Below are 21,764 nucleotides of genomic sequence, written 5' to 3'. Positions count from 1 at the left end.
CAAATAGGCCCACCTAATTTTAAAGATTTATAAAGATAAATCAGTATACCATTTCTCTAAATCGCCTAAATCAAGTAATCCACCAAAGGGCGCACCGACTACATAGAGACGACCCTCTTTTGAACCTAAGTAAATATCATTCTCAGGGTAGTGACGTGCGTAATAACCTTGTATATCGGTTGATTGTTGTGAGGAAGAGAAAAATTGAGGGTATTTTTGTTCTGCCCAAGCGTATAAACTATCAATACGTGCATTATCCGTATTCGTACTAGGGACTTTAACTTCGCCATTATCAGCAAATACAATGGTGAGTTTTATTTGATTATCATAGCCTGTTGGGCTTGATATATTTGTACACGAAGGCATACTCGCCATCCCATCGACATGACACATAGACCCCGTTAAATCGACATAAATATTATTGGCATCAAAGGTTAATAAATTAGGGTTAAAGCCAAAGGGAGTAAATTCACTGGCCACGGTTACACTGACAATGTCAGGTAAATTATTTTCAGTATCTTCAAAATGAAACCCCATCGCTGACATATACATATATTGATGATTAACATCTCGTACATTAATGCTGGTATAAGTAAGATCAATGCCTTGGGTAGTAAAATCTATGTCCCAAAGCTCAAAGGTTCCACGGCTCTTATGAAAATCTTTAATATCGGGGCTAGTGGTATTACTGGCAACAATATCAATTTCATCGGTCACCCCTAAGACAGATCCCCCCTTACCAGGGTTTACTTTATCCCAAATTTCCCATCTAACATTCATTTGAGTTCCGTCAAAAGAAGCTGAAACATTGGCAGAAGAAAGTATGAGTAATGAAGATATTACGCCATAAGTCATGGCTTTTATTTGTTTATTTATCATTTTGTTTCCTGAAAATTAACGACTAAAGAGTATCAATAAATTTTTTAATGCTTTAACTGGGGTAATCAAAATCAATAGAAATTCGTCCCCAAAAAGAACGACCCGGTTCATTAAGCTTTAAGACGGAAGGGCCGCCTGCACTGGCTGAGGCATTACGATTTAAATGTTCGGTATAAGCCTTATCAAAAATATTATCAACACCAAATTTGAATTCTATAGCAGAATGTGGTTTATAAGCAAGTTTTAATGAACTAGTAATAAAGCCTATTGTAGGGGTTGTATCAAGGGCTAATACATTACCGTAGCCTTCATGAATACGTTTTTGCTTATCAACAAAGCGGGTATTAATGGTGGCACTAAAATTTTCATAATGAATATTAAGACCGACCATCGCCTCTAAAGGCGGCGTTTGAGCTAAGGCAACATTTTGAGTGAGGTTTTTTCCATAAACATAGGAAACATTGCCTTGTAAGGTGACATATTCATGTAAATCATAAGCGGCACTAAATTCACCGCCCATACGGTGAGCGACAATATTTGCCGCAGAATCCCCCCGATGAACTAAGATAAAATTATTAATATGGCTATAAAATCCTGAAATTTCGGCTCTTAAATCGTCCCCTTGATACGATAGAACCCCATCGACTTCATTATTTTCTTCCGCACTCAAGTCAAAGCCATCCATACTATAAACTTCCCAGTAATCTGAAGCTCTTTCGGCATGACCATAACCCACGGACAGCATCATAGGCACGTCATCAAAGTTATATTCCATTCTTAAAAAACTGGCTAATAATAATTGACGACGATGTTTGTTAGAGCCTGATAGTTCAATCGAACTTGTTTCTCCCGCTCCGTGCATTGTTCCTGTACGCGTGCCTAAGCTATCGCCTCGCATTCCTGCAACCCAGCGTAAATTATCATTTGCTTGATAACTTAATTCCGTATAGAGCGCGAAATTATCAAAATCTAAAATATGATTTCGATCTTCTTGTGAAATATTTTCGGGCGTATCAACAAATTCTCTTAGGCCCCCTGCGGCATTGGCATCATAACTATCATGACGATATTCAGCCCCTGTAATTAATTCAACTTCGGGGGTTATTTCGATGGTTGATTCGGCTTTAGCATAATGACGATCCCAATATTGTCCCATCAGAATAAAATCATGAAAAGGCTCTAATTCTCTTAAAGTAAAGTTATCCATCGCATGATTGACATGGGTAAAGTCATAGCGAAGATCTATATTTTTTAACCATGAGTTAATTTCAGATTTCTCAAAATGAACCCCATAACTTGATCTATCTAAACGAGTAACATCCATGTGAATGGTCGCATTACCCATTTGGCCTTCACTTAACAAGCCATGAAGTTCTAATAACGTATTTTCATCAGGGGTATAGCCAATTGCAATACGATCATTTCGCGTATCGTAAAACGTTAAATCAATTTCGTTGCCATTCCCATCGACATAATTACTTCCCCGAGAATTATTGTGGCTATAAGAAAGATAACCGTCCTCAAATCCTAGTGAGCTATTCGTGGTTACATTTTGTTGATTAAAACTTCCATATAAATAACTACTGTAAGTACGAAAACCTAATTCATCATACTTAATGGGTTCACGCTCAAAATTAACGGTTCCCACAATAGAATTACCATTACGAACCGATTGAGGCCCTTTCAAAACGGTTAAACTGTCAAAAGACCCTGGGGTGACATACGCGGTTGCAGGATCCATACGATGATTACAGGCCCCTGCAAACGGTACCCCATCAATGGATATATTTAAACGTGTTCCCCCCAGTCCTCTTAAAAGTGGATCACTGGCGGTTCCCCCTTGTCGGATAACTGAAATCCCTGGCGTTTGTTTTAAAAGATCGGCCCCGTCAGTCGCCATTCCAAGTTTTTCTTTAATATAATCGGTTTTTTCAAAAGGCTTATCAGGAGTTGCGTAAATCGTCATTGAATCTAAGGTTAAATCTGAATCACTATTTTCTTCGGTATTTTTTTCAAGTTCTTCAGCGTAAACCGTATGAGCAAAGCTTGTAGATAAGATAAGCGTTAAAATTAAAATATTAGGATGTTTATTCATAGAGTAAATGTGTAATGAGACTGGTAAAATTAATGATTAATAGATATTTTTTAATTGCTGGGCGAGGCTAATAATAAATCATTTGCTTGAAGTTTAAGTGTTACGGCTTCTGCTAAATAAATCTTTTCCTTTGGCAATTTGTTCAGCGAGCGTTTCGACAGAGGTAATTGTCGGAAAAAAATTAATTAATATGCTTAACAGACTAATAAAGAAAATAAATTTGAATCTAATGTTGCTCATAAATTTTAAAAGGCAAATATATTTATTATAAATACTAAGGTTAATAAGCAATAAATAGACCGTTAGTAATATTTCCTCTAGATTTTAGTAAATATAGCGATGTGGAGAAAATTACAATAATTTAGGTAAGCTAAGTATTTTAATAAAACAGGTCAAAAGACTTATTTTTGTGTTATTTAACACAGTTTTATTGTTTTAAAAATTTACTTCTCTCAAACAAGGTTCTAATAATCACTCTTAACTAAATTTGGAACAATATTTGCTTTATTTAGTTTTGATTTTCATAATTTAATAGGAATTAATCAAAATGAATAAATTTGCAATAATTTTAGCAACCAGTGCATTTGCTTTTTCAGCTAACCTACTAGCAGGAGATGCAGCGAATCTTAATGAAATGGCTGCGACCAAGGTATCCAACGTTGTATATGGTGATCCAGATGGAACAGGAATTGGTTATGAGTGGACGGTAAGAATGCCTCGTCATGGTTCTGTTGAAATTCTTGGTAGCGTGGGCGGTAAAAGTTCATTTGAACCTCAGTTTCAAGCACCAGACTTTGGTTGGACGCATACCTCTGATTGGGTTGCGGTTGAATTAGCTGCTGATGCTGTTTTAGAAATTAAAGTTTCTCGTCAAGGGGGCTTTTATGAAATGAAGGTTGATGATACTGATAATAGTCAAAGCTATGTAACCGCAGGGGCAGAGTTATACCCCGCTCTTTCTGTTTATACTGGGTGGGATTCTACCACTGAAAAAGAAAAAGGAAGTTTTAACCCAGGCGGTAATTTTTGGTCAACACTTGAATTTAAAGCGGTAGAATACTCAAAATTAGGTGAAACAACCATTACGTATCGTGCTAAATTACCTGCGGGGCAGTATTCAGTTAATATTGGTGGGGTTAATGCCATTTATTGTGCAGAAACGGATGCTTGTTATAATGGCTTACATGGGTATCGTGCAAAATTTACAACGTCTCATATGCATGGTGAAAAACCTGCTGGTGAAAAACCTGCTGAACCTGGAAAACACGCGGGACATACGCCTGCTACTACGCCTGCTACTACACCTAAATAATAATTTATTACTTATAGCGTGAAACCTCGAAAAAACAATTAAAAAGTAAAAAGTAAAGATAACCGTTGGATAGACGGGGTTAGCCTGTGAAGTGAATAATACGCTAATGTTGTCAGTAGCAGGAACTAGTGAAAGTAGCGATATTTTTACACTCACAATGTTAATAGGGATCCCCTTTCTTTAGAGAAGGGGGGTAATTCTTCGCTTAATATTTCTAGGAAAATAAAATGACACCTCACTCGCTTTTAAAAACTTCGCTGTTTATTATTACTTCGCTTGGCTTGATTACACCGCCATTAAGTGCAGACCCTGTTACGCTTTCAAAAGAATTAAAATTACACGTTCCCGTTATTCATTTTCAAAATCAAGAACAATTACAGTATATTTGGGCTGATTTTGAGTATCAAAATACAAAGGATAACGCGATTGGCTTTACAGTGAGTGATTATGGGGTTTTATCAGAAAATGATATTCCTCCGTCATTATCAAATTTAACGTTAGTTACTGAAGGGGCCGCACCGAGTATTGTTGATATTACGGCAACCGATGCACGATTAACGTTTGTCAGTAGTATTCCACTTGCCTGTTCAGTCGTGTATGGAAAAACCCTTGATTTTGGTAAAATTGCAATCGACCCTAGTATGAATGGGGGCGTAATTATTGACCATAACCCGATATTAAGTAAACTAGAAGAAAATACACTTTATTACTACCGTGTTCAAGGGACAGATGCGACAGGAAAAATATATTGGTCACCGGCGGCAACATTTAAAACAACAGGGAGAACAATTACGGATAATAATTTACTTTCACTTAATAATGGCGCAACAATCACAGCCGTCAGTAGTAATTTTTCAGGGGCGGCTAATAATGAAACGTGGGGGGCAAATAGTGCTATTGATGGATCTAATTCTACAGCGTGGTCATCAAATAATGATGGCGATAATGCGTTTATTGAAATAACGTTAGCAGAATCAAAACAAATTGAAACGATCGAAGTTTTTTCTCGTTCAATGGGTGATGACACCGCAAAAATTTTAACGTTTACGATTACAACAGATAGCGGTGAGGTATTATCGTTTAATTTACCCAACACAACCCAAGCGCATCAATTTCCTCTTAATCGTCAAACAAGCTCTATTCGCTTAGATGTCGTTTCTAGTACGGGCGGAAATACAGGGTTAATTGAAATTAAAGCCTATGAAGTTTCTCCGAGTAGAACAAGTGAAATGTGAAATGTGAAATGTGAAATGTGAAATGTGAAATGTGAAATGTGAAATGTGAAATCTTTCAGAATATTGATGAATAGTTTAATTTTATAATTTACTTATATGTTGGGTTTAATGAAAATACAAATTTTAAGATTCATGAGTTTAAGCTTTTTCATGGGAAATTGTTTAGCCGATGCTAGTTTTGATTTAGAAACTAATCGGCTGACTATTCCTTTTATTCAGTACCAAGAACAGCTTTACGAAGCTGATTTAACGCTTTTATCCCCTAATAAACTTAGATTAAATCGTGCGATCCCTCATATTAATACAGTTGCTAATGCTGCACTTGTACCTACGGGTATAAATTTAAACCTTCATCTTTCAAATATTACTGTCGGTACGGAAAACTATGCTGCTGATCTGCGATATTTAGGCGATAATTTATTTCAAGTCAATAATTTATTAAAAGTAAGCAATACCCCTCTTGGGCGAACTATTTTTACCTCACAACATTTTAGTGGCTCGGGAATTTGCGCTCAATGTCACAACGAATTGGAGGATGATACGGGTAAAGATGTGTCTATTGTTTCATCATGGCAAACCAGTATGATGGCAAATTCAACCCGTGATCCATTTTGGCAGGCAAAAGTTAAAAGTGAGATAAATAGAACCCCGCAATTAAAGAGTACGATTCAAGATAAATGTACACGCTGCCATGCTCCCATGGCAAATGAAGAAGCAAGAAAGCAACATGATCCTATCCAAGCGGTATTTGGTGAGGGTATTTTGAATAAAGATAATCCTTATTTTGATTTATCAACTAATGGCGTGAGTTGTTCCTTATGTCATCAAATTTCTCCGAACGCGCCTTTTGGTACGGACGCAGGTTATTCAGGACATTTTGCTATTGATAGCTATCCAACGAGTACCGAGAGACTTATTTATGGTCCGTATCAAAATGTTAATACGATGCCAATGCGGAATATGGCTAATTTTACCCCTGTCTATAGTGAGCATATAAAAACCTCGGAGTTATGTGCGAGTTGCCATGATTTAACCACCCCTTATGCTGATGAAAATGGAACTATTTTAAGTCAGACAGTTGCAGATGAGTTTCCTGAACAAATGGTCTATAGTGAATGGCTAAACAGTGATTTTGCACAAACAAAAAGCTGTCAGCAATGTCATATGGAGCGAGCAGATGGCGTTGCGATTGCCAGTCGTCCGAGAGATAATCCTAAGCGTGATGATTTTGCCCAACACAATTTTTTAGGGGCAAATCGTTTAATGCTCTCTATTTTACAAGAATATAGAGAGCCTTTAGGCGTTGAGGCTACTGATTTTTCTAATAGTTTATCGGATGCAGAAAAATTATTGAATAATTCGGCAACATTGGCGATAACAAACACCTCATTAAACGCGGGACAATTAAAATTTAGTTTAAATATTAACAGTGAAACAGGGCATAAATTACCGACAGGTTATCCATCACGAAGAGTGATTCTCCATGTTACTGTGCGAGATGCTGACGAAAATATTGTTTTTGAAACGGGGAAAGTAAACCCTGATGGTAGCGTGGTTGAATTAGATTCAGATAAAGATCAAGGGCAATATGAGCCGCATTACCAACGGATTGAATCTCCTGAGCAGGTTCAAGTTTATGAAGCGATTATGCAAGATTATAAAAATCAAGTCACTTATACGTTATTACGAGCCAAAAGTTATGTAAAAGATAATCGTTTATTACCTAAAGGCTTTGATAAAGCAACTGTGCCTAATAAAATTCAAGTACAAGGTGCGGCTGTATCTGATGAAAATTTTATAGGGGGCAGTGATCGGGTTGAATTTGCACTTTCTAATTTAACGGAAACAAGCTATACACTTGAAGCTGAATTAATTTATCAATCATTAGCGTATGCGTTTGCACAAGATTTGTTTAAAGAGCAAGATTATGAAGTGACTCGATTTAAACAAATGTTTGAGGCTTCGTCATTAAAATCGACGAGTATGGGGAAAGTTGTGGTGAATATTGGTGAATAAAAGTAAGGCGCGTGCATGAAAAATGTCGATAATTTAATTTTTTCATGTTTCTTAATTGGGTTGTTTGAGTTACAATTAGGCGTTGGAAAAATCGCAGCGGTTTAGCTAAGTTGTTGATTTATTAAAGTGTCTTCCCCACGAACGTGGGGGTGTTTTTAGCTACTGGAGTCCAAAACATGTTTTGGACTCCACGCATCAATCTGTTACAAGGGGACAAACTCGAATGTTTCTATATTTCATGAATACTTTTACAGCCTCTATCGCTTTGGAACAGAGTCAACAAATAACGAGCTTTCAACAAATTGATAACGGTGTTTATATTTTAACGCTTTCGCCGTAACTTTTTGATGACGGGCCGTTTGTGGGGTTTCCCCTAAATAAATATTAATCCCCATCATCACATAATCAAGATCATTACTTCCAAGCGCACCATTAATAAAAAAAGTTGAATTTCTTGGAAATATTTGAAAAGGCATTGATAGCATTTCAGTTAACGCATAGGCCAATGGATTATTGTGTTGGCGGTGAATATAGTTTTTAAAATAAGTAACGACATCCCGCATTTGAAGCTCCAACCCTAATGTCCCCACGACGTAATTTTTATAGGCATAAACACCGCCCTTTAAGGCTAAAACATCCGCTAATTCGCCATAATTTTTAGCATCCAAGTTAAATCGAGGATACCAGGTGGTTAGCATGCTGCCATAGACACTGGAAATTGCATTACCTACTTGATAACCGCCTTCTAAGCGAAGTGTCCAATCAGGGTGTAAATTATAAAGTTCAGTTTCTAAGCCATAGCGAACATCATTTTCATCGGCTCGATTAATACTCGCGATAGTCGCGCCGATCAGGTGGCTTTTTGGATCACGCCAAAAAAGATGGCCGCCATAATTAAACGTCGTATCCCCATCTATTTTCCCCCCACTAATATCGGCTTGTAAACCAATACGCTTCCACGGATAAACAGCGACGTTACCTTGTGGGATATAGCTTGAATCACTGTTTAAAAAGCCCAATTCAGCACTCGTTCGGCTATAGGCGGGCAAAATATAGTCATCATCAATAAGATTAATCTCTTTACCGATTTCAACCGTTGTGGTGGCCAGTGTATGCAAACCTGCAATATAACTGCTCATGGAATCAGGATTAGAAACACTTTCATAGGTTGTGAGCATTAAATTAGCCCGATTAGCAACCAGTTCCACCGTTCCAATCGCCTTAACAACCTCATTTCTAACATCATTAAAGCCTTTATTGGTTTTAACTAAAGTATCGTTTAACATTTTTAGTTCGGTATTTAAGCCTTCACAGTTATTATTACTTGAGACTTTACAGTTATTTTTGAGTTGATTGATTAAAACAAGGGCGCGATTAAATTCGGCTTTTGCTGATTCTGCATTTTTAAGGGCATTTTTTGCGTAAGTCGTGGCTTGCGTAATCGCTTCGATATTAGTGGCAGCGGTTGTGGCATAAATGGGGAAGCTGGTTAAAAACCCTAAAACTAAAAGAAAGATTAAATTAAAGGTGATTTTCATATTTTTTCTTCGGAAATTATTTGAAAGAGAGGGCTAATTATAGGTTTAGGGTTTATTATCACGGCATCAAAGTTTGATTACAAACACTAAGCTAAAAAATCAATTTTTGAAGTCCCCCTAAATAGCGAATATCGGTCTATAATAGAGTGCTTTGAAGGGTTGTCTTTCAATTAGGATTCACTGGTTTTTCGTTTAGGAATAATAATGGACGTTGATGTTTATTTATCTGTTTTTACGCTGATGTTAATTTCCCTTGGAATTAATATTTTAGCCTTAAAAACTAAAATCCCTTACACCGTCTTGTTAGTTATTGCAGGCTCCTGTTTGGTTCCGTTGTCTGAAATGGACACCTTTTCATTTGTGACCAGTTTTCATCTCACGCCTGAGTTATTATTTTTTTTATTTTTACCCGTGTTGATTTTTGAATCGGCTTACAATATAAAAATTCGTAACATTCAGGAAAATAAATTTATTATTAGTTTATTGGCCATTGTTGGGTTATTGATTTCTACCTTTTTAATTGGTTATCTGGGTCACTGGGCGTTTAAATTATTAGGGTATGACATTCCACTTTTAGTGACGTTATTGTTTGGCGCGATTATTTCGGCAACCGATCCTGTCGCTGTGTTAGCTCTGTTTAAAGAATATGGAGCGCCTAAACGGTTAACGCTTATTTTTGAAGGGGAAAGTCTGTTTAATGATGGAACGGCCTTCGCGATATTTTTAGTGCTTTTAGAAGTAATGCTTCATGGCTATCATGGCTATTCAACGGTTATTAGTGGCGTTATTTCATTTTTTAGCATGATACTCAGTGGGATAATTTTTGGTTTGTTTATGGGGTTTTTATTCTCAAAACTGATTGAATGGGTTAAAGGCCATCAAGACTTGGAAATTACACTGACGTTATTAGTGGCTCATTTTACCTTTTTATTAGCCGAGTTGATGTCAGGAAAATGGAGTATTGCGGGGCAGGAAATTCATATTTCATCCATCATTGCAACACTCGTTGCCTCATTAGTCATTGGTAATCACGGGCGTTTTAAAATGTCGGCGAATGTTGAAGAATACATGGGAAAATTTTGGGGCTATTTTGCTTTTTTAGCAAATTCATTAGTTTTTATTTTAATGGGCTTATTATTTGCGCGATTAACGATTTCGTTAAAAGTCACCTTATTACCTATTTTAGTGATTATTACCGTGGTTATGCTGGCACGAGCGATTTCTATTTATGTCTCAGTGGGAATTGCGAACCAAATAAAATCTGAAAAAAATATTTCAATGAATTGGCAGCATTTATTATCATGGGGAAGTCTGCGGGGAGCGATTGCCGTTATCATGGTCTTGTTAATTCCAGACGATCTAACCCTGCCTACTTGGTCGTATGATTTTTCGATTAAAGAATTTATTACCGCGATTACGATTGGTTGTATTTATTTTTCGTTACTTATCAAAGCAACGACAATCGGTTCTGTGATTCGTCTTTTAAAAATTGATGTGCTATTACCTTATGAGCAATTAAGTTACTATAAAAGTAAAGCTTTAATTTATCATGATTTAGTGACCAAAATTGAAGGTTTTTATGAGCATCACCAAATTAGTCAATCGCAATATAACCTGTTTATGAGAGATTATTCAGCGCGATATGAAGACGCGTGTAAACAAGGTCAACAGCAGACCATAGGTGCCACCCATGTGGTTGAAAATATCTTGCGGATTTATACACTGGGTATTCAAAAAAGAGAATTAAAACGCATGTTTCAGTGTGATGAAATTAATGAAAATATTTATAAAAAAAATCTAACTATTTTAGAAACGCAAACGGAACGCGTCGAGCAAGATCAGCCTAAATTAACCTCATTGAATGCTTATTTTAATTCAGGATTTAGTTCGCTAATTAACAGGATAAAGCAAAGAAATCGGCAGCCACAAGAGCTTTATTTGTATTATCAAACGCAATATACGTTGATTAATAAGGTGCTTAATGAAATGGCACAATTACAAAATTCGCCGCTGGTCGAAATTTTTGGTGACCCCGAGGCGATTGAAAATGTTATTTTGATTTATCAAGGGTTAAAAGTTAAAACCATTGAACAAATGAAAAAGGAAATTAGCTCTAATCGGGATTTTTTAGATGAACTCAATGCTCAGACCGCAAAGGCTTTTTTACATACAGCACAGCATGGCACCTTAAAAGATTTATATGACCATGAAATTATCACCAATAAACTTTATGTTTTACTTAGAAAAGAATTAAACGATTAGTGAACTTAAGTCAAATACAAAGGGGTGAGTCGCCGACGACTTGAGTGAAAAAAGACTTAATTTTAACGCCAAAATAATCGGATTAGGTTTCATTTTTATTTTGAAATTTTTTTAAGACTAATAACCTAGTAATATAGTAAACTATAGCGCAATTAAACACGATATAACTATGACAACAAATAACGTACATTTACACGAAATTAATAAGTTTGGTTCACAAGCCGAACGTTGGTGGGATCCTCAAGGTGATTTTAAAACCTTACATGACGTGAATCCGTTGCGATTACAGTTCATCAAAGAACATGCTGAACTGGATGGCAAGCAGGTTGTTGATGTCGGTTGTGGCGGAGGGATTTTAACCGAAGGGTTAGCTAAAAATGGGGCAACGGCTTTAGGAATTGATCTAAGCGAGGATTTAATTGATGTTGCCGATTTGCATGGATTAGAATCAGGCGTTAATGCACGCTATCAAAAAATAAGTGTTGAAAGTTTAGCTGAAACTCATGCTGAGAAATTTGATTATGTTACGTGTATGGAAATGCTTGAGCATGTGCCAGACCCAGGTTCGATTATTGGTGCCTGTGCAAAATTAGTTAAACCCGACGGGATGGTTTTTTTCTCAACCCTTAACCGAAAACCGAAAGCTTACTTATTAGCGATTGTTGCGGCAGAAAATTTATTGAAAATAATACCTAAAGGGACGCATGATTATAAAACCTTTATTAAACCATCGGAATTAAGTCAGTCTGCTCGTGCCGCAGGATTAGAATTGCAAGGAATGGTCGGGATTGAATATAACCCGTTAACGAAGCAGCTTCACTTAGGGACGGATATTGATGTTAATTATATTGCCGTTTTTAAACGACCTCGTTAAAAAATGTTTGAATTAAAATGTGTTTTATTTGATTTAGACGGAACCCTTGTTGATACGGCCCCTGATTTAATTGCGAGCTTAAATTATGCGTTAACGCATCATGGTTTTAATCCCGTTGAAGCCTATAAAGTCAGACCTTATATTAGCTATGGGGCGGTTGCGATGATTAATAAGGCTAATGTTGATGCGAATGAAGAAATAAAAGCTAATATTTTAGAAACGTTACTCAACTATTATCAAGCTAATATTTTACACCACGGTGGGCTTTTTGACGGAATGGGCGCAACGTTAGCCTTGATTGAAGAGAAAGGACTTAAATGGGGGGTTATTACGAATAAACAGCAGCGTTTGAGCGTTCCCCTTATGGAGGCACTCGCTCTTACCGATAGAGCCGCTTGTTTAATTAGTGGCGATAGTTGTAACCACAGCAAGCCTCATCCAGAACCGATGTTGACTGCTTGCACGCATGCAGCGGTTAACCCTAAAGACTGTGTCTATATTGGCGACGCAAAACACGATATGATAGCAGGACGTGCTGTTAATATGAAAACATTGGCCGCAATCTATGGTTATTTAACGGTTGATGATAAGCCCGAAACATGGCAAGCGGATGCGTTAGTTCAATCACCTAAACAAATTAATGAATGGATAAATAAAGCATTATGTTGTTAGAAAATAAAGTGATTTTAGTTACAGGCGCAGGGGGTGGGCTCGGTGGGACTGCTTCATTAGCCTTAGCGGAGCAGGGCGCGCATGTTATTTTATTAGACAAAAGCATTCCTAAATTAGAAAAAGTTTATGATGCAATTGTCGCTCAAGGTTTTAATGAGCCGATACTTTACCCTTTTGATTTAGCAGGGTCGAGTGAGGTTCAGTACGAAGAGCTTGCAATGACCATTGCAACTAAATACGGAGCGTTACACGGATTATTGCATTCAGCCGTTGAGTTTAGTGCCTACTCTCCGATTGCGACTTACCGCACTAAAGAATGGGGAGATGCCCTTAATGTTAATTTAAATGCGCCTTTTTTATTAACCCGCGTTTTATTACCCGTTTTGCAAAAAAGTGAACACGCCTCAATTGTCTTTACGTCGGATTCTTCGGCGCAAAAAATGAACGCTTATGCAGGGGCTTATGGTGTTTCTAAAGTTGCGGTAGAGGCTTTAGCGCATATCTTAGCGAAAGAATTAGAACGTTCGGGAAAAATTAGAGTGAATAGCTTAATTCCTGGCGTGATAGATTCGCCTTTACGCAAAAAATCTTTCCCCGCAGAAGATAAAACTCAATTACCGAGAATGGATTCTTTAAACGAAATTTACACCTATTTATTCAGCGATAAAAGTATTGGGGTGACAGCTCAGAGCTTAGACGCACAAACTTATTCCTACGAGTAATCCCCTTATGTCAGAATCAAGAGAAGCTGTTATTTTAAGTCGTGATGTTAATATTGTAATGATTCCTGATGGTAATCATGGCATATTAAATCAAGGTCAAGAGGTGACTATTCATCAATCCCTTGGCAGTAATTATACCGTTATTACCGAACATGGTCACATGGTTCGTATTGCAGGGGTTGATGCAGATGCCTTAGGAAAAGATCCGCATCAACTGCATACGTTGGTTTTAGAGACCGATATAAAGTCAGTTGAAAAAAATTGTTGGGAAGTGATGAAAACGGTTTATGATCCTGAAATCCCCGTTAATATCGTCGATTTAGGGTTGATTTATCATTGCAATGTGAGTCCGACGGCCAATGAAGATAAATTAAATGATGTTCACATTATGATGACCTTAACTGCGCCAGGTTGTGGGATGGGGCCTGTTTTACAGGGGGACATTGATAAATCAATTCGAGCGTTACCCGGTGTCAGTTCGGTTAATATCGAATTAGTGTTAGATCCCCCTTGGTCTCGCGAAATGATGACTGAGGCTGCCCAAGTTCAATTAGGCTTATTTTAATGAAATGTTGTAGAATAACATCATTATTTATAAGGCATCCTCATTTTATTTTTTAATCGTATGTCATAGAGAAAACTTAGCGGGGTTAATCTTTGAAACCTATTATTGTCATTGACGTTTAAAAAAATCCCCCCATACTTTTAAAGAGTGCTTTATTTATTATGATGTTTGAAAATCATAACTAGAAATTTAAAATAAATTCCTTCAACTCAATTCTAACACCGCAGACCCTAAGGTACGGACTAAAAAACATGGCAAAAGAAGATTTTTATAAACTCCTAAGCATTGATAAAAATGCGAGCGATGCTGAAATTAAAAAAAGTTATCGTCGTTTGGCAATGAAATATCATCCAGATAGAAATACGGATAAGCCAGAAATCGCTGAAAAAAAGTTTAAAGAAATAAAAGAGGCCTACGAAATTTTATCTGATCCGAAAAAACGCTCTGCGTATGACCAATTTGGACATGCAGGCGTTGATCCTTCTATGCAAGGAGGACAGGGAGGCGGTGATGGTTTTGGGGATATTTTTGGCGATGTGTTCGGCGATATTTTCGGTGGCGGTGGTCGTCAACGTAGCAGTGTGCAACAGGGTTCTGATTTACGCTATAACCTTGAATTAACCTTAGAAGAAGCGGTGGGGGGGACCAATACTAAAATTCGTGTTCCTGTATTATCAAAATGTGGCACCTGTCATGGTTCTGGGGCTAAAAAAGGCTCATCACCTGTGAGTTGTGCGATGTGTCATGGCTTAGGTCAGGTCCGAATGCAACAGGGATTTTTCTCAGTCCAACAAGCATGTCCGACGTGTCACGGGTCAGGAAAGCAAATTAAAGACCCTTGCCGTAAATGTGATGGACAAGGACGCGTTCAAGAAACTAAAACTCTATCGGTTAAAATTCCAGCAGGAGTTGATACAGGCGATAGAATCCGTTTAGCGGGTGAAGGCGAAGCGGGTGAACGAGGCGGGCCTGCCGGTGATTTATATGTGCAAGTTCAAGTTAAAGAGCATTCAATTTTTACCCGTGAAGACGCTAATTTATATTGTGAGGTTCCCATTAGCTTTCCAACGGCGTGTTTGGGAGGGGACATCGAAGTCCCGACTTTAGATGGTAAAGTTAAATTAAAAATTCCAGTAGAAACTCAAACGGGTAAATTATTTCGTTTACGGGGTAAAGGGGTTAAGCCTGTTCGGGGGGGGGGGGCTTTGGGTGATTTGCTTTGTCGCGTACAAATTGAAACGCCTGTTAAACTTACAAAAGATCAAAAAGATTTAGTCGAAAAATTGGCCCAATCACTGATGGGTGGCGGTAAACAACATAGTCCACAAGAACATTCATGGACCGATGGTGTTAAAAGTTTTTTTTGATAAATTAACGGGATAAATGATGACAAGAATTGCGATTATTGGTGCGTCAGGACGCATGGGACGCTGTTTAATACAAGCGGCTGTTAATGAGAAATTACTGAGTGTAGCGGTTTCTCGTAGCTTCGTTGGTAAAGATGCCGGTGATCTTGCTGGGGCGGGTACACAAAATATTAGTGTGTGTTATGACTTAGAAGCCGTCTTAGATGATTTTGATGTGTTGGTTGATTTTACACGTCCTGCGGCTACTCTTGAGCATTTAAAAGTTTGTCGAAAAGCCGGTAAAAAAATTGTTATTGGCACGACAGGGTTTACAGATGATGAAAAAGCGGAAATTAAAGAAGCGTCAAAAGATATTGGTGTTATGTTGTCACCTAATATGAGTATTGGCGTTAATATATCGCTCAAATTATTGGAAATGACGGCCAAAATTATGGGGGATTATACCGATATTGAAATTATTGAAGCGCATCATCGCCATAAAGTTGACTCTCCCTCTGGAACGGCTTTATTAATGGGACAAGTTATTGCTGATACGTTAGGCTGGGATTTAGAAGAACATGCAGTCTATGGCCGAGGTAAAGGAAATATTGGCGAGCGTGAATCTGAAATTATAGGGTTTTCAACGGTTAGAGGGGGCGATATTGTCGCCGAGCATACCGTTATGTTTGCTGATGAAGGGGAACGCGTTGAAATTACCCATAAAGCAAGTAATCGAATGACCTTTGCTAATGGGGCGATTCGAGCGGCTAAGTGGTTAATGGAAGAAAAAAATGGAATTTATGATATGCAGGATGTTCTTGGACTTTCTTCGTTACACATGACGCGATTAGGATTATTGGAAACCGATCCTCAAGTAACGCGAGATTTAATTCACCGCTCTTAACAAGACGACTTAAAACCTAAAGAGTACAAAAATTATTTTGTACTCTGGGATCTGATTTTTTGTGACCTTTATTTCTGTTATTATTCCAACGTTTAACCGTGCTAGCGTATTACAGCGAGCGTTAAACTCTATTTATGCACAAACCTACCCTGCCGATGAAGTGATTGTGGTTGACGACGGTTCGACCGATGATACGGAGCAAATGATTGCCACCTATTTTCCACAGGTTATTTATAGTTATCAAACGAATCAAGGGGTGAGTGCGGCACGGAATACAGGGATTAATCAGGCAAAAGGAAACTGGCTGGCGTTCTTAGATTCTGATGATGAATGGTTACCAACTAAACTGTTCCAACAAGTCAATAGCCTTAAAAACACGGATTATCACGTCTGTCATACCGAAGAAATTTGGATACGCAATGGGGTTCGTGTTAATCAAATGAAAAAGCATAAAAAAATAGGGGGATGGATTTTTAAAGAATGCTTACCCTTGTGTGCGATGTCTCCGTCCTCAATTATGATTCATCGTCATGTTTTTAACGAAGTCGGGTTATTCGATTTATCGTTTCCTGCCTGTGAAGATTATGATTTATGGTTAAAAATCACCGAAAAATACCCTGTTTTATTGATTGAATCGCCTCAAATTAAAAAATATGGGGGGCATGATGATCAGTTATCACAGCAATACTGGGGAATGGATCGGTTTAGAATTCAAGCTTTAGAAAATTGTATCAATCGTGGGAAGCTTAGTTTGGAAGATAGGGGGTATGCAATTGAAATGTTGCTTAAAAAAGCCACTATTTTTCAAAAAGGGACATTAAAGCGAGGTAAAAAAGACGCGTTTGAGTACTATCAACGATTAATAAATTCCTTTGAAAAACCTGACAAACGTTAATGATCTGTCAAGTTTTTTGAGAAGGATGTTTTATACCTTACAATAGGACGGTATCCAGCTGCGTTCAATCATGTGACTGGGAATGTCATTAAAATCGAATGATTCGCCATCCTTTATCATTTGTTTGACATTAAATAACTCAGCCACTTCAGGAATGTCTTTAAAAAACCAAGTGTAAAATGGTTTGACTAACATTTTTGAAACTTTGATTCCAGTGGCTCCAATAAAATTACGTCGTTGTCCTACATGGGCAATTTCATCGATCGTAATTTCATCTAACAACGCTTTTAATCGGTCACGTACTTCAGGTTCATCAACTAAGACCTCATCAATCAGTTTATGTAAATGGAAATAAAAGGTAACGCCCATTAATTCGGTAACGAACGCTGGGGAGTTAAGAATAAATCCAGGTAATTTAGGAAAGACTTCATAAATTTTTTCTTTGAAAGGCGATAAGGGGACCCATTCAACCTTATCTAAACCACAGGTGTTCAGCATTTCATTAAAGAGGCGAACATGGCAAAATTCTTCGGCTAAATGGATTCTAGAGATTTTATCTTGAAGTGTTGGGGCCATTGCCATCGAAGGGGAAACTTCCCACGCGCCTTTAATGCCCACCCATTCGTGGCGAGCAAATTTATAAATTCCTGTCAGCATTAACGTCATTTTATCTAATGACTTAGGATCATCTTGCATTTCAACGTAATTACGATAAAAACTTTCAGGATTTTTTAGAGGGGTACGTAGTTTAATGGGGTTATCTTTAAAATACTGCAAGCGTTGGCGTTTTTTAGCTAAATCTTTTTCATCTTCAAATAGTTCGCCTCCATGCTGTTGAGTAAAAATCCAATAGTCATCAAAATTTTCTTTTCGCTGTTGAGCATTAGAGTCAGTAAAAATAGAATGGTATTTCAGGGGCATTATAAAAAACCTTAGTAAATAGAAGGAAAAGTAAAGTATAGCAAAAAATAAGGTAGACTTTTGGAATAGGGGATAAAATAAAATTTAGTTTTGAGCGTTATATTCTCGTTGTAAAGCGAAATTCAACCTAATAATCAACGTGATTTTTTAGTTGGGTTGTTGCGCTTTTTATTTTCGATAGTGAAAAAAAGTCGTTTATTAACTCAATTTTAGGTTAATTAATAGACAGGGTTAGTAATAAAAATAGTTTGTTTTTACGGGGTATAAATGTAAACTCTTATCCTTATGGAGATTACATCCTTTAATTTTTTAAACGATGTTGCACTATTATAAGAATTGAGGGACGTTCTGATCTATGTATTTTTATCGTAACACTTTTTTTTGGCTACTATTGATTGAGCTTGTAATTTTAAGTGTTCTCATCATAGGTGTATTGCAGACTCTGAAACGATCTAATGAAAACTTATTACGGCAACATATCATTGTTGTGGAAAAATTATTGCACGTAAGCTCTAAAAATGCGTTATTAATGAATGATATTACGGCCCTAGAAACACTTACGACCGAACTATTACAAACAAATTTATTTATTTATTTACGTTTTTTAGATGATAATGGGCGTATTATTGCGAAAGGAGGGGATACTGTGTTGTTAAAGCAAAAAATTTTGAAAGATACCTCCCTGAAAACAGCCAAGGATACTATGTTTGACGCTTCATTATCAATGGATTATGAGGCCGTTCATTATGGTACTTTACAATGGGGTTTTTCAACTAAATTATTGGAAAAATATCAATATGAAACCGCACAACCTATTATTGTTTTAGCGCTATTAAAGAGTCTTCTTTTTATTTTATTCTCATTTGCCTTAAATTGCTACTTAATACGCCGATTACAAAAGGAAAGTCACCATTTTGCAGCAGGTAACTTAAGTTATCGTCGGCATATTAACGGAAATAATGGCTTCGTTGAAACCGTGACTTTGCTAATGGCGCAATTAGAAAAATCACAGCAACAGTTATCGGCTGAAATTTTAGCGCGCGAGCAAGCGGATAAACATTTACAACAAGTTAATGCTGAATTAGCCCATTTCACGACGATTGCAGCTCATCATCTGCAAGAGCCGCCTCGACGTTTAATTAATTTTGTACAGCGTTTAAAAATACAACTTTCCTCAATAATACTGACAGAGGATGCAAAAATGTCATTACTGTTTATAGAACAAAGTGCAATTCGTCAGCGTGCTTTAGTTCAAGGTCTTGAACATTTTTTTACGGTTACTACGCTAAAACCGCCTTCAAAAAATCTCGAATTATACCCAGTTTTAGAAAAAGTTTTACAAAAGTTTGCTCATACGATTAAAATTCTTAATGCGACCGTTACCCTTGATGACTTACCACCGATTAAGATTGATGAGTCTCGTTGGTATGATATTTGTGTCATGCTCATAGATAATGCGTTGTATTATCATCATCCTGATAGAGTCCCTGTTATAAACATTAAAAGTGATTCAAAATTAGGAAAAAATTATTATTACTTTATAGATAATGGAATTGGAATTCCAAAACAATATTATGAGCGTGTTTTTAAAATTTTTGAACGTTTGCAGGTTTGTGATGAGCAAGAACGAACAGGCACTGGGCTTGCGATTGTAAAGCAACTGGTCGAGGGGTGTCATGGACGTATTTTTTTACAAGAAACGCTTAAGGGTGGGATTACGGTTGTTTTAGAATTTCCGAAAATAACCCATAGTCGGTTTTCTAATGATTAATCAACCACCGACCTCGTTTGAAATTTTACTGCTTGAAGATGAGCCAGCGGATGCTTATTTAGTTAAGGTTGCATTTAAAGAAAACCTTATTAATACCCATTTGCACCATGTTACTGATGGCTGTGAGGGCTTAGAATTTTTACAGCAATGCGGAAAATATAAAGGCGTTCCACGGCCTAATTTAATCCTGCTTGATATTAATATGCCGCGTATGAATGGGCATGAATTTTTAATTAAAATAAAAGCAGACAACGCATTAAAAAATATTCCTGTTGTCGTTTTAACGACATCTGATGTTGAAAATGATGTTATTAAGGCTTACGAACAAGGAGCCGCAGGTTATATTACTAAGCCTGTTGATATAACAAGCTTTATAAGTGCCATTAATCGATTGATTGATTATTGGTTAGCCTTAGTTCGTTTACCTACGGGGAAACACTATGAGTAGCGTAAAAACCATAAAGGTTCTATTAATAGAAGATGAGCCAGGTGATGCTGGGTTAGTTCAAATTAGTTTGCGACACACTGAGGTTGTTTGTTTTAAACTCAATTGGGTTGAAACATTGAGTGATGCAAAAATACAATTAGAAGGTCAGCACTTTGATGTGGTGTTATTAGACTTATCGTTACCTGATTCGATAGGACTAAACACACTAAAAAACACTCAAATTATCGCGCCTGAAATTCCTATTATTGTATTGACAGGACAAACAGATACCGAATTTGCCTTAAAAACGCTAAAAATAGGGGCAGCAGATTATTTAGTGAAAGGGGATTTTAGTCAAGATAGCTTAATTCGTACTATTCGCTACACCCTACAGCGATCAGAAATGGAAAAGCGTAACCAATTGTTAGTAGCGGCTTTAAATGCAACGGCAAATGGGATTATTATTACCGATCGTAAAGCCACTATAAAATGGGCTAATCCTGCCTTTACAAAATTAACAGGGTTTAGCTTAAAAGAAGCGATTGGACACAAACCCTCTGAATTAATTAAATCCAGTGAACAAGCGCAGCCTTATTATCAACAAATGTGGAAAACCTTATTATCAGGAAAACCGTGGCGAGGTGAAATTATTAATAGGCGTAAAGAGGGGACGTTATATCATGAAGAACTGAATATTGCGCCTGTACTGAATAAAGCAGGGATTATTGAACATTTTATTGGTATTAAAGAAGACATTAGTTCCCGTAAAAATATGGAAAAAAAATTACAAACATTAGCGAATACAGATCCGTTAACAGGGCTTTTTAATCGTCGGGTTTTTTTAGAGCGTTTAGAAGAGGAAACAGAATTATTAAATTGCTCGAAAGAATATTTTTCGACCTTACTGATGTTAGATTTAGATTTTTTTAAACACGTTAATGATAATTATGGACATGCAACAGGGGATAAGGTTTTATGTCATTTTGCGGATACACTAACGGCTACATTACGTTCTATCGACTTAGCCGCTCGTTTAGGGGGAGAAGAGTTTGCAATTTTATTACCGGCAACGAAAGCGGAGGGGGCGTTGGTTATTGCCGAACGTTTACGTTTAATTATTGCGAAAGAATCGGTTGAGTATCGAACTCATCAAGTTCATGTTACGGTAAGTATTGGCGTTGCAGCGTTATCAAAAGAAGATAATGACTATGAGGATGTTCTTCATCGAGCGGATGCGGCTCTTTATTGTGCTAAAGATAAAGGGAGAAACCAAAGCTGCTTGTTTTCTTACCCAGAAGGAAATGATTGTAAAAATAAAAACTAATTTTTA

18 protein-coding genes are annotated in these 21,764 nt (G+C 37.1%); 14 read left to right on the top strand and 4 right to left on the bottom strand.

What is annotated here, in order from left to right; genetic code table 11:
• Positions 1 to 27: 27 nt before the first annotated feature.
• Both Q9M50_13315 and Q9M50_13310 read right to left on the bottom strand, forming a co-directional pair.
• Complete coding sequence (locus Q9M50_13315) at positions 28 to 879, bottom strand: hypothetical protein (GenBank protein ID MDQ7091592.1); 852 nt, start codon at positions 877 to 879, stop codon at positions 28 to 30.
• Between the two features lie 52 nt (positions 880 to 931).
• Positions 932 to 2,974 (bottom strand): TonB-dependent receptor, encoded by a 2,043-nt coding sequence (locus tag Q9M50_13310; protein MDQ7091591.1) that lies wholly within the window; start codon positions 2,972 to 2,974, stop codon positions 932 to 934.
• Between the two features lie 547 nt (positions 2,975 to 3,521).
• On the opposite strand from Q9M50_13310, the gene Q9M50_13305 reads away from it, so the two are divergent.
• From Q9M50_13305 to Q9M50_13295, 3 genes are all read left to right on the top strand, one after another.
• Complete coding sequence (locus Q9M50_13305) at positions 3,522 to 4,286, top strand: hypothetical protein (protein MDQ7091590.1); 765 nt, start codon at positions 3,522 to 3,524, stop codon at positions 4,284 to 4,286.
• 227 nt (positions 4,287 to 4,513) lie between these two features.
• Complete coding sequence (locus tag Q9M50_13300; GenBank protein MDQ7091589.1) at positions 4,514 to 5,521, top strand: discoidin domain-containing protein; 1,008 nt, start codon at positions 4,514 to 4,516, stop codon at positions 5,519 to 5,521.
• Between the two features lie 108 nt (positions 5,522 to 5,629).
• Entirely contained in the window at positions 5,630 to 7,537 is a 1,908-nt protein-coding gene (locus tag Q9M50_13295) for a multiheme c-type cytochrome (protein ID MDQ7091588.1), read from the top strand.
• Between the two features lie 257 nt (positions 7,538 to 7,794).
• Here the strand turns inward: Q9M50_13295 and Q9M50_13290 are convergent, their stop codons facing one another.
• The gene (locus Q9M50_13290; protein MDQ7091587.1) at positions 7,795 to 9,075 is read right to left on the bottom strand and encodes a hypothetical protein; all 1,281 of its coding nucleotides are present in this window, start codon (positions 9,073 to 9,075) and stop codon (positions 7,795 to 7,797) included.
• Between the two features lie 204 nt (positions 9,076 to 9,279).
• Between Q9M50_13290 and Q9M50_13285 the strand changes: the two genes are divergently transcribed.
• The 8 genes from Q9M50_13285 (at position 9,280) to Q9M50_13250 (ending at position 17,315) form a co-directional block, all read left to right on the top strand.
• The gene (locus Q9M50_13285) at positions 9,280 to 11,337 is read left to right on the top strand and encodes a sodium:proton antiporter (protein ID MDQ7091586.1); all 2,058 of its coding nucleotides are present in this window, start codon (positions 9,280 to 9,282) and stop codon (positions 11,335 to 11,337) included.
• A gap of 169 nt (positions 11,338 to 11,506) precedes the next feature.
• Positions 11,507 to 12,211 (top strand): bifunctional 2-polyprenyl-6-hydroxyphenol methylase/3-demethylubiquinol 3-O-methyltransferase UbiG, encoded by a 705-nt coding sequence (gene ubiG / locus Q9M50_13280; protein MDQ7091585.1) that lies wholly within the window; start codon positions 11,507 to 11,509, stop codon positions 12,209 to 12,211.
• A gap of 3 nt (positions 12,212 to 12,214) precedes the next feature.
• Positions 12,215 to 12,883, top strand: a complete 669-nt coding sequence (locus Q9M50_13275; GenBank protein MDQ7091584.1) for an HAD-IA family hydrolase — start codon at positions 12,215 to 12,217, stop codon at positions 12,881 to 12,883.
• Positions 12,874 to 13,605, top strand: coding sequence for an SDR family NAD(P)-dependent oxidoreductase (locus Q9M50_13270; GenBank protein ID MDQ7091583.1), 732 nt, complete (start codon positions 12,874 to 12,876; stop codon positions 13,603 to 13,605). Before Q9M50_13275 ends, Q9M50_13270 begins: the two co-directional genes overlap by 10 nt.
• Positions 13,606 to 13,612: 7 nt before the next feature.
• A complete protein-coding gene (sufT, locus tag Q9M50_13265; protein ID MDQ7091582.1) occupies positions 13,613 to 14,170 on the top strand; it encodes a putative Fe-S cluster assembly protein SufT in 558 nt (185 codons plus the stop codon).
• Between the two features lie 251 nt (positions 14,171 to 14,421).
• Positions 14,422 to 15,537: a molecular chaperone DnaJ gene (dnaJ, locus tag Q9M50_13260; protein ID MDQ7091581.1), complete on the top strand. Its 1,116-nt coding sequence runs from the start codon at positions 14,422 to 14,424 to the stop codon at positions 15,535 to 15,537.
• A 19-nt stretch (positions 15,538 to 15,556) separates the two neighbouring features.
• Positions 15,557 to 16,420: a 4-hydroxy-tetrahydrodipicolinate reductase gene (dapB, locus tag Q9M50_13255; protein ID MDQ7091580.1), complete on the top strand. Its 864-nt coding sequence runs from the start codon at positions 15,557 to 15,559 to the stop codon at positions 16,418 to 16,420.
• Positions 16,421 to 16,481: 61 nt separating this feature from the next.
• Positions 16,482 to 17,315 carry a glycosyltransferase family A protein gene (locus Q9M50_13250; GenBank protein MDQ7091579.1) on the top strand — a complete coding sequence of 278 codons (834 nt, stop codon included), beginning with the start codon at positions 16,482 to 16,484 and terminating at the stop codon, positions 17,313 to 17,315.
• A 30-nt stretch (positions 17,316 to 17,345) separates the two neighbouring features.
• Here Q9M50_13250 and Q9M50_13245 read toward each other — a convergent pair whose 3' ends face one another.
• The gene (locus Q9M50_13245; protein MDQ7091578.1) at positions 17,346 to 18,236 is read right to left on the bottom strand and encodes a hypothetical protein; all 891 of its coding nucleotides are present in this window, start codon (positions 18,234 to 18,236) and stop codon (positions 17,346 to 17,348) included.
• Between the two features lie 433 nt (positions 18,237 to 18,669).
• Here Q9M50_13245 and Q9M50_13240 point away from each other — a divergent pair, with 433 nt between their 5' ends.
• From Q9M50_13240 to Q9M50_13230, 3 genes are read left to right on the top strand one after another with little or no spacing between them, the layout of a single operon-like run.
• Entirely contained in the window at positions 18,670 to 20,007 is a 1,338-nt protein-coding gene (locus Q9M50_13240) for an ATP-binding protein (GenBank protein ID MDQ7091577.1), read from the top strand.
• Positions 20,000 to 20,455, top strand: coding sequence for a response regulator (locus Q9M50_13235; GenBank protein MDQ7091576.1), 456 nt, complete (start codon positions 20,000 to 20,002; stop codon positions 20,453 to 20,455). The genes Q9M50_13240 and Q9M50_13235 overlap by 8 nt, the downstream gene beginning before the upstream one ends.
• Positions 20,448 to 21,758 (top strand): diguanylate cyclase, encoded by a 1,311-nt coding sequence (locus tag Q9M50_13230; protein MDQ7091575.1) that lies wholly within the window; start codon positions 20,448 to 20,450, stop codon positions 21,756 to 21,758. The genes Q9M50_13235 and Q9M50_13230 overlap by 8 nt, the downstream gene beginning before the upstream one ends.
• The last annotated feature ends 6 nt before the right edge of the window (positions 21,759 to 21,764 follow it).

The sequence above is a fragment of the Methylococcales bacterium genome, from assembly GCA_030949405.1.
Classification (GTDB): domain Bacteria; phylum Pseudomonadota; class Gammaproteobacteria; order Methylococcales; family Methylomonadaceae; genus WTBX01.
The sequence above is the reverse complement of the archived record's forward strand: the minus strand, read 5'-3'. Positions and strand labels throughout refer to the sequence as shown.